General features: G+C 68.4%; 14 protein-coding genes. 5 read left to right on the top strand and 9 right to left on the bottom strand.

Features of this window, described 5'->3' with window-relative positions:
* The first annotated feature begins 66 nt into the window (after positions 1–66).
* Positions 67–1,002, top strand: coding sequence for an SDR family NAD(P)-dependent oxidoreductase (locus JNO53_RS09230; RefSeq protein ID WP_203110031.1), 936 nt, complete (start codon positions 67–69; stop codon positions 1,000–1,002).
* Positions 1,003–1,072: 70 nt separating this feature from the next.
* Positions 1,073–2,146 (top strand): hypothetical protein, encoded by a 1,074-nt coding sequence (locus tag JNO53_RS09225; RefSeq protein ID WP_203110029.1) that lies wholly within the window; start codon positions 1,073–1,075, stop codon positions 2,144–2,146.
* A 17-nt stretch (positions 2,147–2,163) separates the two neighbouring features.
* Here JNO53_RS09225 and JNO53_RS09220 read toward each other — a convergent pair whose 3' ends face one another.
* From JNO53_RS09220 to JNO53_RS09205, 4 genes are read right to left on the bottom strand one after another with little or no spacing between them, the layout of a single operon-like run.
* A complete protein-coding gene (locus tag JNO53_RS09220; RefSeq protein ID WP_203110028.1) occupies positions 2,164–2,529 on the bottom strand; it encodes a DUF2794 domain-containing protein in 366 nt (121 codons plus the stop codon).
* The gene (epsC, locus tag JNO53_RS09215) at positions 2,529–3,233 is read right to left on the bottom strand and encodes a serine O-acetyltransferase EpsC (RefSeq protein WP_203110026.1); all 705 of its coding nucleotides are present in this window, start codon (positions 3,231–3,233) and stop codon (positions 2,529–2,531) included. Before epsC ends, JNO53_RS09220 begins: the two co-directional genes overlap by 1 nt.
* A gap of 44 nt (positions 3,234–3,277) precedes the next feature.
* On the bottom strand, positions 3,278–3,916 hold the full coding sequence (locus JNO53_RS09210; RefSeq protein WP_203110024.1) for an HdaA/DnaA family protein: 639 nt from the start codon (positions 3,914–3,916) through the stop codon (positions 3,278–3,280).
* Positions 3,917–3,930: 14 nt separating this feature from the next.
* On the bottom strand, positions 3,931–5,199 hold the full coding sequence (locus tag JNO53_RS09205) for a heavy-metal-associated domain-containing protein (RefSeq protein WP_203110022.1): 1,269 nt from the start codon (positions 5,197–5,199) through the stop codon (positions 3,931–3,933).
* Between the two features lie 71 nt (positions 5,200–5,270).
* Between JNO53_RS09205 and purM the strand changes: the two genes are divergently transcribed.
* Together purM and purN are read left to right on the top strand one after the other, a co-directional pair.
* The gene (purM, locus tag JNO53_RS09200; RefSeq protein WP_203110020.1) at positions 5,271–6,377 is read left to right on the top strand and encodes a phosphoribosylformylglycinamidine cyclo-ligase; all 1,107 of its coding nucleotides are present in this window, start codon (positions 5,271–5,273) and stop codon (positions 6,375–6,377) included.
* Positions 6,378–6,410: 33 nt separating this feature from the next.
* A complete protein-coding gene (gene purN / locus JNO53_RS09195) occupies positions 6,411–7,361 on the top strand; it encodes a phosphoribosylglycinamide formyltransferase (RefSeq protein ID WP_203110018.1) in 951 nt (316 codons plus the stop codon).
* A gap of 25 nt (positions 7,362–7,386) precedes the next feature.
* Here the strand turns inward: purN and JNO53_RS09190 are convergent, their stop codons facing one another.
* The 5 genes from JNO53_RS09190 to JNO53_RS09170 form a co-directional block, all read right to left on the bottom strand.
* Positions 7,387–7,797: a nuclear transport factor 2 family protein gene (locus JNO53_RS09190; RefSeq protein WP_203110016.1), complete on the bottom strand. Its 411-nt coding sequence runs from the start codon at positions 7,795–7,797 to the stop codon at positions 7,387–7,389.
* Positions 7,798–7,943: 146 nt separating this feature from the next.
* Positions 7,944–8,366 carry a nucleoside-diphosphate kinase gene (ndk, locus tag JNO53_RS09185; RefSeq protein ID WP_203110014.1) on the bottom strand — a complete coding sequence of 141 codons (423 nt, stop codon included), beginning with the start codon at positions 8,364–8,366 and terminating at the stop codon, positions 7,944–7,946.
* A 135-nt stretch (positions 8,367–8,501) separates the two neighbouring features.
* Positions 8,502–9,002, bottom strand: coding sequence for a hypothetical protein (locus JNO53_RS09180; protein ID WP_203110012.1), 501 nt, complete (start codon positions 9,000–9,002; stop codon positions 8,502–8,504).
* Between the two features lie 11 nt (positions 9,003–9,013).
* Positions 9,014–9,451: a DNA polymerase III subunit chi gene (locus JNO53_RS09175; RefSeq protein ID WP_203110010.1), complete on the bottom strand. Its 438-nt coding sequence runs from the start codon at positions 9,449–9,451 to the stop codon at positions 9,014–9,016.
* Positions 9,452–9,464: 13 nt separating this feature from the next.
* Positions 9,465–10,922 (bottom strand): leucyl aminopeptidase, encoded by a 1,458-nt coding sequence (locus JNO53_RS09170; protein WP_203110008.1) that lies wholly within the window; start codon positions 10,920–10,922, stop codon positions 9,465–9,467.
* A gap of 146 nt (positions 10,923–11,068) precedes the next feature.
* On the opposite strand from JNO53_RS09170, the gene JNO53_RS09165 reads away from it, so the two are divergent.
* The gene (locus JNO53_RS09165; protein ID WP_238401786.1) at positions 11,069–13,378 is read left to right on the top strand and encodes an LPS-assembly protein LptD; all 2,310 of its coding nucleotides are present in this window, start codon (positions 11,069–11,071) and stop codon (positions 13,376–13,378) included.
* Positions 13,379–13,442 lie beyond the last annotated feature (64 nt).

Raw genomic sequence — 13,442 nt, 5'->3', positions numbered from 1 at the left:
AACCTGTCACCCCGCGCTCTGATTGACGCACACGTAAGGCCCCGCGCGGCCACAGGAGGACATGCCATGACCGTTTCGTTCAAGGACAAGGTTGCCATCGTCACCGGGGCCGGCGGCGGCCTGGGGCGCGAGTACGCGCTCGAGCTCGGCCGCCGCGGCGCGAAAGTCGTGGTCAACGATCTCGGCGGTTCGCGCGACGGCACCGGCTCGTCCGATGCCGCGGCGCAGGTCGTCGAGGAGATCGAAAAGGCCGGCGGCGAGGCGATCGCAAACGGTGCCTCCGTCACCGAATACGAGCAGATGGAAAAGATGGTCGCCGACGCCAAGCAGAAGTGGGGCGGCGTCCATATCCTGATCAACAACGCCGGCGTGCTGCGCGACAAGACTTTCGCGAAGATGGAACCGGCCGACTTCGAATTCGTGGTCAAGGTCCACCTGACCGGCTCCGCCTTCGCCACCAAGGCCTGCTGGGAAACCTTCCGCGAGCAGGCCTACGGCCGTGTTCTGATGACCGCCAGTTCGACCGGCCTGTTCGGCAACTTCGGCCAGGCGAACTATGGTGCGGCCAAGCTCGGCCTCGCGGGCCTGACCAAGACGCTCCAGCTCGAAGGCGCGAAGTACAACATCAAGGTCAACACGCTCAGCCCCGTCGCCGGCACGCGCATGACCGAGGATCTGTTCCCCGAGGAAGCGTTCAAGCTGTTCGACCCGGTCAACGTCGTCCCCGCGGCGCTCTTCCTGGTGAGCGAGGATGCCCCCACCAACGCCATCGTCGGCGCCGGCGCGGGCGGTTTCCACTCGGCCTGGGTGATGATGAACGACGCCGTCTGGCTGAAGGAAGAGGACCGCACGGTCGAAGGCTTCGCCGCCAACTGGGACAAGATCGGCGCCATGACCAATCTCCACGCCCCGCAGTCGGGCGCCGAGCAATCCGCCGCGATCCTCAAGGCGATGCAGGGCGTGCTGGGCAGCGGAGCAGCGCCATCGTCAGCGCGCGACTGATTCCACGCTGTATTGACACAGTAATACACTAGGCATAGCTTCTCCCCTTCACAGGGGAGGAGTTATGCCGATGTACACCGAAGACGACCTGCGGGGCGCGGTCGCCAGCGGCGCCTTGAGCGCCGAGGCGGCGGAGGCGCTGCGCCATCATGTGCACGGCCGGCGCGCCACGCCTCAGGGCGATGAAGAGCATTTCCGCCTGCTCAACAGCTTCAACGACATCTTCGTGACGATCGCGGCGATCCTGCTGCTGGTGGCGATGGCCGGCATCGGCCACGCATTCACTCCGGCGCTTGACGGCCCGCCGCCTTTCTCCGGCGTTCTGATGGCCGGCGCCGCCTGGGCCATGGCCGAATTCTTCACCCGCAAGCGGCGCATGGCGCTGCCCAGCATCGTGCTGCTGCTCGCTTTCGTCGGCGGGGTGTTCGAGGCGCTTGTCGGCTTCGTGATCCTGGCATTTCAGGCAAACGATGCGAATGAATCGCTGATTGCCGTTCTGATCGCAGGGTGCGCGCTGATCACCGCGGGCGCGGCCTGGGTGCACTGGCGCCGGTTCATGGTCCCGATCACGGTTGCCGCAGGCGCGGGCGCGATCGCGGGCACCGTGATCGCTCTCGTCGTCGCCATCATCGGCCCCGACAACGTCGAACCCGAAACGGCCCTGATGCCGCTGGTCTTCGCCGCCGGCCTCGCCATCTTCCTCTTCGCCATGCGGTGGGACGCCAGCGACCGTGAGCGGCAAACCCGGCGCAGCGACGTCGCCTTCTGGCTCCACCTGCTCGCCGCGCCGATGATCGCGCATCCGCTATTCTACTGGATCGGCGTGACGGAGGGAGTGAATATCGGCGCAGGTGCAGCGATTGCAGTGCTCGTCGTCTATGTCGCGATGGGCCTAGTGGCGCTCGCGGTCGACAGGCGCGCGCTGCTCGTATCCGCTCTTGCCTACGTGCTGGTGACGCTGACTTGGCTGTTCGACCGCTTCGGCGCAGTGGAGCTCAACGTCGCGCTCACCGCTCTCGTAATCGGCTCCGCCCTGCTCACCCTCTCGGCGTTCTGGACACCGATCCGCAATGCTGTCGTGGACCGGCTTCCCGGCGCGCTCCAGGCGCGCCTGCCGGTGGCGGGAACACTCGCGCACGCCTGACGAGGCCGGGGCCCCGTCTAACCCTCCACAGCCTTCACCAGCTTGCGCTCCATCGGAGCGAGCACGCCGGGCAGTTCGTGGCCGCGCTTCAGGATCTGCCCGTGCTCGCCGAACAGGGTCCACATGCCCTGCCGGTTGCGGAGCGCGGGGCGTTTCTCGATGCGGGCTTGCGGGCGCTCGGCGGCGCGGCGGAAGGCGGCGAAGGTGGCGGCGTCGCGAGTGAAGTCCATCGCGTAGTCGCGCCATTCGCCTGCGGCGACCATGCGGCCGTAGAGGTCGAGGATCCGCTGCAGCTCGTCACGCGCGAACCCGATCTGGCCGGGCACGCGGCCGGGAAAGGGAACGATGTTCGGTAGGTCGCCCAGCCCCGTGCCGGCCCCCATCAGCTATCGGTCCCGTTGCGCCTGACGGGTGCCTGCGAGGCGGCCTTGAGCTCCGCCAGTTCCGCCCGCATCGCGGCGAGCTGTGCCTCGAGCTCCTCGATCCGGCGCGTGCCGTTGCTCGCGATTTCCTCGCACGGCTCGTCGCAAGGCGTGCCGTAGGGGATGAATTCCTTAAGCCACTCCTCGGCCGGGACGAGCGTAGAGCGCGCCTTGAGGCCGATCATCGTCGCGCCGTCCGGTACGTCGTCGGTGACGACCGCATTGGCGCCGATGCGGGCGCGTTCGCCGAGCACGATCGGGCCGATGACCTGCGCGCCCGAGCCGATAATCACCCCGTCGCGCACGGTCGGGTGGCGCTTGCCCCCCTGCCCGTTGGTCGGGTTCGTGCCGCCGAGCGTGACGCACTGGTAGATCGTCACGTCGTCACCGATCTCGGCGGTCTCGCCGATCACGGTGAAGCCGTGGTCGATGAAAAGGTTCTTCCCGATCCTCGCGCCCGGGTGGATGTCGATTGCGGTCAGCCAGCGTGATAGGTGATTGACGAAGCGGGCGAGGAAATAGAGCCGCGCCTGGAACAACCAGTGCGCAAAGCGGTGGAGGCCCACCGCCCAGACGCCGGGATAAAGCAGGATTTCCCAGCGCGAACGCGGCGCGGGATCGCGGGCGCGGATCGAGTCGAGATAGGCGACGAGATTGTCCAGCATCCGTACGTTTGTCCCACTTGTCGCCCGGCCAGGCAAGCCGGGCGCTATTTCGCGGGGTCCAAGCCGAGCTTTCCCTGCTCAGGCCCCTGCACCGACCCCTGCACCGCCGCCAGCGCGTCGCGCCAGATCGACAGCGTCGCCGGTGCCTTGCGCTCCAGGCTCAGCCGGTCGATCGCCGCGACCAGTTGCTCGACGCCTGCGAAGCTGCGCTCGGCACGCGGCACGAGGTAGGTAAGCGCACCTTCGCCCAGTGCAAGACCGCGCCGGGCGGCGTGGCTTTCGATCAGCGCGGCGACCATCTCGTCGTCGGGCGCGCCGATCTCGACATGCAGCGCCGCGCCCAGCCGGCTGCGCAGGTCGGGGAGCGCGATTTCCCACCCCTGCGCCCTGCCCACCAGCAGCAGCGGACGGCCGCTTTCCTGCGCGCGGTTCCAGCGGTGGAACAGCTCCGTCTCGTCGAGCGCGTCGGCATCGTCGAGCGCCTCGCCCTTCCCCGCGCCTTCGAACCAGCGTGCCAGCAGCGACTTGCCCGAGCGCGGGGGACCCGTGAGAACGGCGGTGCGGAACGGCCAGCGTTCCGCATCCTGCAGCGCTTCGGCGACGTGGCGATTGGCAGAGCCGAGCACGATCCGCGCGGGATCGTCCTTGCTCCGCGGAGCCAGCGGAAGAGCGATCTGCGACATCGCGCCGATCGGCCTCAGCGGCTGATGGAGATGACGTTGCCCGACTGGCGCACGGTGAACCCGCGTGCGCGTAGGGCCTCGGCGAGCTGCTCGATGCTGCCCGAGAAGCCGACCGACATCACCGAATGGCCACCGATGGCAGTGCTCGTCACCGCGGCGCTGCGCACGCCGGGCGCCGCGCGAACGGCGGAGATCGACGCGTCGAACGCACCGGCATCGGGCGTCGCGAACTGGACGAGATAGCTCGCGACCTGCGCGGCGGCGGGCGGCGGCGTGGCGCCGTCGGTGGGGACAAGCCCGGCGCTCAGCGCCGCCTCGCGCGCGGCGGCTTCCGCCTGATCGCGCGCCTGTGCGGAGCGGCCGAGCTCCATCAGTCGCTGGAGCGCCGGATCGGCCTCGACCGTGCCGAGATCGAGCGTCGGATCGGGCCGCAGCTTGCCCTGGGCATAGGCACGTTCGAAGAGCGTGTTCATCCGCAGCACCGCCTGGTCGAGCATCGGCTGCAACTGCTCGGGGCTCTCGGCGGTCATCGTGAAACTGCCGAGATAAGTGTTGTCGGGGCCGTAGCGCGCGGTGAAGCGCCCCTCGATCGGGCCGCCGGGCCACTTGTAGTCGAGATGGGCGATCGGCACGAGCACGTCGGACGCGCTGAACTGGTCGAGCACGTTGCGCCACCAGGTGCGGCTGCGCCGATTCGTCTGGCCGTAGGTGATGAGCAGCGAATCGCCGCCCGCGCCCGAGGGACGGACGTAGTTTATCCGGCTCGGGCCGGTCTGGTATTCGGCCCACGCGCGCTGCCACGGATTGCGCGCTTCGTAGACCATGTACGTGCCTGCCGAACGGGTCACCGGCACCAGCAGCATCGGCGCGGAACTCGGCCCGCGGCCGCTGGCGCCCAGCAGCGCGCCGGCACGGCCGCGGTCGAAGGTGACGCCCAGGCGCGCGACGTAGCGGCGCGGGCCGATGCTCTCGTGCTCGATCACCACCGCCACGACGAGGCCCTGGAGCTGACTGTCGGGAATGTCGGGGCCGCCGAGCTTCTCCCACGCCTTGCGCTGCGCCTCGCGCCAGCCGTTCTGGCGCGCGTCCTCGGGGCTGTCGCCGCGCACGTCGACCTCGATGCCGCCGACGTCGATGTCGCCGCTGCTGGCGATCGGCGCGATGCCGCGGTCACCCTCCACCTGCGCCCACAGCGCCGCGCCGGCCGCGAGCAGCGCCAGTGCGGCGACAGTCGCGATAGTGGCCTTGCGAGGAAGGCGGGGGAGCGAAAGGGGCTGGGCCATCGGGGAAAACTCGCGGCCTTTTGCCGAAACGGGCATGGAATTCCAAGCGTGAATGACTAAGGACCGAAACCATGTCCGCAAACAACCCGCCACCGGGGCGCTACACCTACGAACAGGCCGGAGTCTCGATCGACGCCGGCAACGCATTGGTCAAGGCCATCGGGCCGCTTGTCAAGGCGACCGCGCGCGCCGGGGCCGACGGCGAGATCGGCGGATTCGGCGGCTTCTTCGATCCGAAGGCGGCCGGCTATTCGGATCCGCTGCTGGTCGCCGCCAACGACGGCGTGGGGACCAAGCTCAAGCTCGCGATCGACCACGACCGGCACGACACCGTCGGCATCGATCTCGTCGCGATGTGCGTCAACGACCTGATCGTGCAGGGTGCGGAACCGCTGTTCTTCCTCGACTATTTCGCCACCGGCAAGCTCGAGACCGGGGTCGCCGAGCGCGTGATCGCGGGCATTGCCGAAGGCTGCAAGCAGGCCGGCTGCGCGCTGATCGGCGGCGAGACGGCCGAGATGCCGGGGATGTACGCCGCGGGCGACTACGACCTCGCCGGCTTCTGCGTCGGCGCGGTCGAGCGCGGCGAGCAACTTACCGGCGAGCGGGTGCGGCCGGGGCAGGTCCTGCTCGGCCTCGCGAGTTCGGGCGTCCACTCGAACGGCTATTCGCTCGTGCGCCGGCTGGCCGAGGACATGGGCTGGCGGCTGAACCGCCCCGCCCTGTTCGATCAGGACCGGCTGCTGATCGAGGCGCTGATCGAGCCGACCCGCATCTACGTGAAGAGCCTGCTGCCCGAGATTCGCGCCGGGCGCATCGCCGCCCTCGCTCATATCACCGGCGGCGGCCTGCTCGAGAATATCCCCCGCGTTCTGCCCGAGAATGCGCACGCGGTGGTCGATGCCGATGCGTGGGAACAGCCGCGGCTGATGGCCTTCCTCCAGGCGCAGGGCAATATCGAGCCGGGCGAGATGGCGCGCACCTTCAACTGCGGCGTCGGCATGGTCCTGGCGGTTGACGAAGGCGAAGCCGATTCGCTGGTCCGCGACCTGACGGCGGCCGGCGAGACCGTGCTGCGCGTCGGCCGGATCGAACCCGGCGCGCGCGGCTGCACGGTTCGCGGCTCCGCCGGGACATGGTCGGCGAAGGAGGACTGGGAGGCCCGCCATGTCTCCTGACCTTCTCCCCTTCCCGCAAGCGGTAGAGATGACATGAAGCGCGCCAAAGTCGCGGTGCTCATCTCGGGCAAGGGCACCAATATGGCGGCCCTGCTCTACGCCAGCCGCCAGACCGGCGCGGCCTATGAAATCGTGCTCGTCGCCAGCAACGACCCGGAAGCCGAGGGGCTGAAGCTCGCCGAGGCGGAAGGCGTGGCGACCTTCGCGCTGAGCCATCGGGGCATGGCGCGCGCCGATCACGATGCCGCGATGGACCGCGCGGTGCGCGAGGCGGGAGCCGATCATATCGCGCTCGCAGGCTACATGCGCATCCTCGGCATGGACTTCGTGTCCCGGTGGGAGGGCCGGATGCTCAACATCCACCCCTCACTGCTGCCGAAATATCCGGGCCTCGACACCCATGCCCGCGCGATCGAGGCGGGCGACACCCATGCAGGCGCCTCGGTCCACCTCGTGACCGATGATCTCGACATGGGCGAAGTGCTCGGCCGGGCGGAAGTCGCGATCCTGCCGGGCGACACCCCGGAAACGCTCGCGGAGCGGGTGAAGCTCGCCGAACACCAGCTCTACCCGCGCGTCCTGTCCGAATATGCCGCCCGCCCGTTCGACCCGGACTGGCTCGTCGCCCGCGTGCGCGAGCGCGCGATGGCGCTGCCCGAGGCGGAGGAGACGCTCAGCCACGGCATGCCCTGCTTCGGCATCGTCAAGGGCAAGAAGTTCGCCTGGGTCAGCGTCGACCATCACGGCGACGGGATCACCGCGCTGCTGGCCAAGATCAGCGGCGCTGACGAGCAGGCACACCTGATCGAGAGCGATCCCGCACGCTATTACCGCCCGCCCTATTTCGGCGACGGATGGATCGGCATCCGGCTGGATCTCGGCGATACCGACTGGGCATCGGTGGAAGACTGGCTGTTGCGAAGCTGGCGCGCGGTCGCGCCGAAGCGGCTGACCGCGCTGATGGACGCTGCGGATCAGTTCTGACCGCACCGCGCACGGGGGCGCGCCGTCAGTTCAGTTCGCCGCCCCGCACCGCTTCTGGCATGAGGATTCTGGCGAGCGCCGGCGAGTCCTCGCCATAGCTCTGCCAGTAGACGAGCTTGCCGCGGCGCGTCCGCGCGCGCCACAAGGTGTCGTGCGCGAGCCGTTCTTCCCGGGCGGAGACGCGTCCTTTGAGCAGCACGTCGCCGGCGTGCATGACGATCTTCATGTCGTGCAGCCGGTAATCGGGCTCCAGATCGAAGAACCTGCGGGTCGCAGTGGCGACGTTTTCGCGCCCCTCGATCCATTCGCCGCGGCTGTCGACGAAACGAATACGATCGTCGAGCAACGCCTCGACCTTCGCGGCGTCGCGTGCGTTCATTGCCGCGAGGTATTGCCTCACGACTTTGATCGGTTCGGGCGTCGGCCAGTCGAACATCGTCACGCTTTCTGCGCCGCCTGCTGCGAACCGGATCCCGTGTGTGCGCGGTTGCGCACGGTCCTGCGGCGACACGGAGGCGAGCATAACACCCGCCCCCGAGTCGCACACAATGTTAATTTTCGTGAACTCCGTTACCGGAGCAATCAGCCGACGATCTCGTCCTCGCCGAAGAAGAAGTCGATCTCGATCTTGGCGTTCTCTTCGCTGTCCGAACCGTGGACCGTGTTGGCCTCGATGCTCTCGGCGAAGGTCTTGCGGATCGTGCCCTCGGCCGCATCGGCCGGGTTGGTCGCGCCCATCACGTCGCGGTTGCGCTTCACGGCGTCGACGCCTTCGAGCACCTGAACGACCACCGGGCCGCTCATCATGAACTCGACCAGCTCGCCGAAGAAGGGGCGCTCCTTGTGCACAGCGTAGAAGCCCTCGGCCTGCTCGCGGGTCATACGGATGCGCTTGGAGGCGACGACGCGCAGGCCGGCTTCCTCGAGCATCTTGGTGACCGCGCCGGTCAGGTTGCGGCGGGTGGCATCGGGCTTGATGATCGAAAAGGTGCGGGTGACCGCCATCGGGTGTTCCTTCGAAGTCGTGAAAGTGCGTGGGAGAATGCGGCGCGCAACTAGCGCCGCACCGCCTCGGCTGCAAGCCCCCGCTCTCTTCCGTTCGATGCAATCCCGTCATCCCAGCGAGCGCCGGGATGGCGCTTACCGGAAAGCCTCACCCACCATGAGTTGCGCCGTCGTCCCGCCATCCTTTCGGGTCGCCGTGAAGCTGAACGTCGCGCCATCGGGCGCATCGCCGCCGATCATCTGCATCGTCTCGGTGCTCATGTTCATGGCGATCTTCACGCCCGCGGCCTCGGCCTGCTTGCGGTAGAAGGCCACCATCTCCTCGGGCGAGGCGTCCGATTCCATCGTCAGCAGCGCGCCGTTCGCGTCGGCCTGCTCGAACACGGTGTTGGTGGTGACCTGAGCCCCGGGGTAGATCGTGAAGCCGCGCGGCAGCTCGACCGGGACGTCCGCGCCCGAGCGCATCGTCGCGGTGCCGTCCGTCGTCTCGAGCGTCGCGTTCACCTCGCCGCTCGACTCGTCCACCTTGTAGTGCGCCACGGTCCCGTCCTCGCCCTCGACCGTGCCCGACCGCTCGGAACCGCACCCGGCCAGCAGCAGCGCTGCCATGCCTGCCATCGCCCATCGAACCGTCATCGTCCTCTCCTTCAGCGCCTGCGCTGCCATTTGCCGCCATCGAGTTCGTAGAACTCACGCTCGACATCCTCGCGACCGTCGAACCTGCGCCAGACCGCGCGTGCCGCGTCGCGCCCGCTTTCGTCGAAGAACAGCAGCGCGCGCTCGAAGCTCTCGGCCTCCTCGCGCCAGGCCCCGTCGGCCAGCGCCACCAGCTTCGCATCATTCTCCGCGGCGCATATGCGCGAAAGGAGCACCGGCTGATGTGCCGCGTGCGGTTCGCCCGCACGGCCGTTGGCGAGGAACTCGGCAGGCGCGTATTCCCACAGCGCACCGCCGATGCGGTCGAGCAGGTCGTCGTCCCCGGCGACCACCAGCATGCGCTGCTTCGCCTTCGCCGCCGCGCGGGCGATCAGCGGCAGGACGCGTTCGACGGGCTGGCCCGGCGCGAGGTAGAACCCGACGCGCACGGCCCGACCCTCCTCAGCCTTCCAGCGTGTCGCGCACGAAGCGGTCGATCAGGCGCGCGCCATATCCGGTCGCGCCCTTGTCCCACGTCGCGCCGGGCTTGTCGGCCCAGACCATCCCGGCGATGTCGCAGTGCGCCCAGGCGGTGCCGTTCTCGATGAAACGCTGGAGGAACTGCGCCGCGGTGATCGAGCCGGCCGGCCGCGGGCCGACGTTCTTCATGTCGGCGATCGGGCTGTCGATCAGCTTGTCGTAGGCCGGATCGAGCGGGAAGCGCCACAGCCTGTCGCCGCTGGTCTTGCCCGCCGCGAGCAGATCGTCGGCGAGGCTGTCGTCATTGGCGAAGACCCCGGCGTATTCGTGGCCGAGCGAGATGACCATCGCGCCGGTGAGCGTCGCGAAGTCGACGATCCGCTTGGGCGCGAACTCCTTTTGCGCCCAGTAGAGCGCGTCGCTCAGCACTAGCCGCCCTTCGGCATCGGTGTTGAGCACTTCGATCGTCTGACCCGACATCGAGGTGAGGATGTCGCTCGGCCGGATCGCATTGCCGTCGGGCATGTTCTCGACCAGCCCGACGACGCCGACCACGTTCGCCTTCGCCTTGCGCTTCACGACCGCCAGCATCGCCCCTGCGACCGCGCCCGCGCCGCCCATGTCCCACTTCATGTCTTCCATGCCTGCGCCGGGCTTGAGCGAGATGCCGCCGGTGTCGAAGGTGACGCCCTTGCCGACGAACACGGTCGGGGCCTCGCTGCCGCCGCCGTTCCACTTGATCGCGAGCAGGCGCGAGGGCTGGGTCGAGCCCTGCCCGACGCCGAGCAGCGCGCCCATGCCGAGCTTCGCCATCGCGTCCTCGTCGAGCACGATCAGCTCCGCCTCGGTGCCCTTGAAGGCCTCTCGGCACTTTTCGACGAAGCTGACCGGATAGACCTTGTTCGGCGGCTCGGTCACGAGTTCGCGAGTGAACTCGACGCCCTCGGCCAGCGCCGCCTCGACCGCCCAGGCCGCCTCTGCCCCCTCGGGCGCGCCGACTGCGACGACGGTGTCGAGCGAACGCTTCTGCTCGTCCTTCAGCTTCGTGCGGTAGGCGTCGTGGCGCCATGCGCGCAGGCGCAGGCCCAGCAGCACCGCGGCCGCCTGTTCGGCCGAAAGGCCGCTGCCGGTGAAGTCGATCGCGAGGCTTTTCTCGCCCGACGTCAGATATTTGGCTGCGAGCGCCGCGCCCGCCTTCTCGAGGTTGCCCGGGCGCGCCTGGGTCTCGGCCTCCCCCGCACCTGCCAACGCGACGCGGACCACTGTGCCGCCGCGCTCCACAAAGCCCTCGAACAGCTCGCCCGCGCGCCCCTTGAACCGCGCCACTTTCGCGCCTTCGGCCAGCGCCGGTTCGATCCCGCCGGGCAGCTTGTCCTGGTCGGCGATATACGCGACGAGCCGCGTTCCTTCGGGAAGTGCTGGTGAGAATTCGACTTTCATGGAGGCTCCGGAGGTTTTTCGAGATGTTCGCGATGCACGCCTCGGCGCAACGCCAATCGATGGCGATTGCGATTAGGCTCGACCGATGCGATAGGCAACCCATGCTCCCCGCCTGGTCGAATGCGCTGCAAGCCGATGATTTCCGCATGACCGGGGCGGCCTGGAAAGCCGGGGTGGCGGGCGCTGCCCTGATGGCCGTCCTTGTGCCGGCGCAAGCCGCAGCGCAGGATGGCGATGCTGCGATCGACGCCGATCTCGAGCAGCCGGAGGAGGGGCGCGAGCCGCCCGAGCTCACCACACCCCTCCCCCCGCTCGACCCCAGCGGCACGCCCGACGCGCCCGCGAGCGAGGACGAGATCGCGTTCGAAGCGGACACGCTGTCCTACGATTCGAACGGCGACACCGTCACCGCGACCGGCAACGTCGTGCTGCGCAGCGCCGACCGCTCGGTGCGCGCCGACCAGGTCACCTGGAACAGCGCAACGGGGCAGATCGTCGGCACGGGCAACGTCCGCTTCGTCGACGAGGAAGGGAACCAGCTCTACACCTCGCGGATCGAGCTGACCGACGAGTTCGAGGCCGGTGCGATGGAGGACCTGCTGCTCGCATTGCGCGAGGGCGGGCGGCTCGCCGCACGCGAGGGGCAGCGGGGGGAGGATGGTACCGTCACCCTTTCCAGCGCGGCCTATACCGCCTGTGCGGTCACCGATGCCGAGGGGTGCCCGAAGAATCCGAGCTGGCGCATCACCGCCGACCGCGTGGTCTACGACCCGGACGAGAACCGAATCCGCTTCTCAGGCGCATTCCTCGAGATCTTCGGCGCGCGGATCCTGCCGCTGCCGGGCCTCGCCGTGCGCACCGACGGCAAGGCGGTGTCGGGCTTCCTCGTCCCGGACCTGCGCTTTTCGGAATCCAACGGCGTCGAGATCAGCGGCAGCTACCTCTGGCGCATCGCCGACAACAAGGACCTCACGCTCGGCGCCCACGTCTTTACCGAGGCCCCTCCGATGGTCTCGGCGCAATGGCGCCACCTGACCGGCAAGGGCGCCTACCAGATCACCGGCTACGCCACCCATAGCAGCCGCATCTCGGACATCACCGGCGACCCGATCACGGAGAAGGATCCGCGCGGCTACCTGTTCGCCAACGGCAAGTTCCAGTTCGATCCGCACTGGAGCCTGACCGGCTCGATCCGGCTCGCGAGCGACCGCACGTTCCTGCGCCGCTACGACATCAGCCGCGACGACCGGCTCCGCTCCACGGTCAATCTCGAGCGGATCGACGATGATTCCTACCTCTCCATCGCCGGCTGGGCGACACAAACGCTGCGCCTCGGCGAGGAACAGGGCCAGGTGCCGGTGGCGCTGCCGGTGATCGACTACCGGCACCGCTTCGCAGATCCGCTGGGGCTCGGCGGCAAGCTGGAACTCCAGTTCAATTCGCTCGCGATCATGCGCGACGAAGGGCAGGACACGCAGCGCGCCTTCGCCGGCGCGCGGTGGGACTTGAAGCGTATCACCTCGCTCGGCCAGGTGGTGACATTGACCGGCCTCGTGCGCGGCGACGTCTATCACAGCGACGAGAACGGGCTGACCGAAACCGCGGTCTATCGCGGCAATCCCGGCTGGGAGACACGCGGCATCGCAGTCGCCGCGATCGACGTCGAATGGCCTTTCGTCGGCGAAGCGTTCGGCGGAACGCAAGTCTTCACCCCGCGCGTCCAGTTCGCCGCCAGTCCGCCGATCCGCAACCTCGCCGTTCCCAACGAGGACGCACGCGCGATCGATCTGGAGGATTCCAACCTCTTCGCGCTCAACCGCTTCCCCGGCTACGACCGGGTAGAGGACGGTGCGCGCGTGACCTATGGCTTCGACTGGGAGCTGCAGGTGCCCGACTGGCGGATCAACACGACGGTCGGCCAGAGCTATCGCTTCGACAAGGATCCGGGCGTCTTCCTCAACGGCACCGGCCTCAGCGAGCGCGTGTCGGACTTCGTCGGCCGTACCGAAGTCCGTTACCGCGACTTCATCAAGTTCACGCACCGCTTCCGGCTGGACAAGGACAACCTGGCCGTACGCCGGAACGAGCTCGACGCCACGGTGGGGAGCCGGCGCACGTACGCCGAGATCGGCTATCTCCGGCTCGACCGCGACATCGCCGAGGGGATCGAGGACCTGCAGGACCGCGAGGAACTGCGCCTCGCAACCCGCGTCGCCTTCGCCCGCTACTGGTCGGTGTTCGGCTCCGGCGTGTTCAACCTGACCGACCGGGAGGAGGATCCGACCCTGACCTCCGACGGCTTCGATCCGGTCCGCACGCGTCTCGGCGTCGCCTATCAGGACGACTGCCTGGAATTCGGCGTCACCTGGCGGCGCGACTACACCGATGCGGGCGACGCGCAGCGCGGCGACACCTTCCAGCTCTACTTCGCGCTGCGCAATCTCGGTTTCCGCTGAGCGCAAGCCGCGGAGAACCATCGCGATTGGCAGCGCGGCGCAAGTGCGCTATCCGCGCCTCACT

This window comes from Altererythrobacter sp. C41, assembly GCF_016803135.1.
GTDB lineage: Bacteria > Pseudomonadota > Alphaproteobacteria > Sphingomonadales > Sphingomonadaceae > Pelagerythrobacter.
This window is presented reverse-complemented; position numbering and strand designations above follow the sequence as displayed.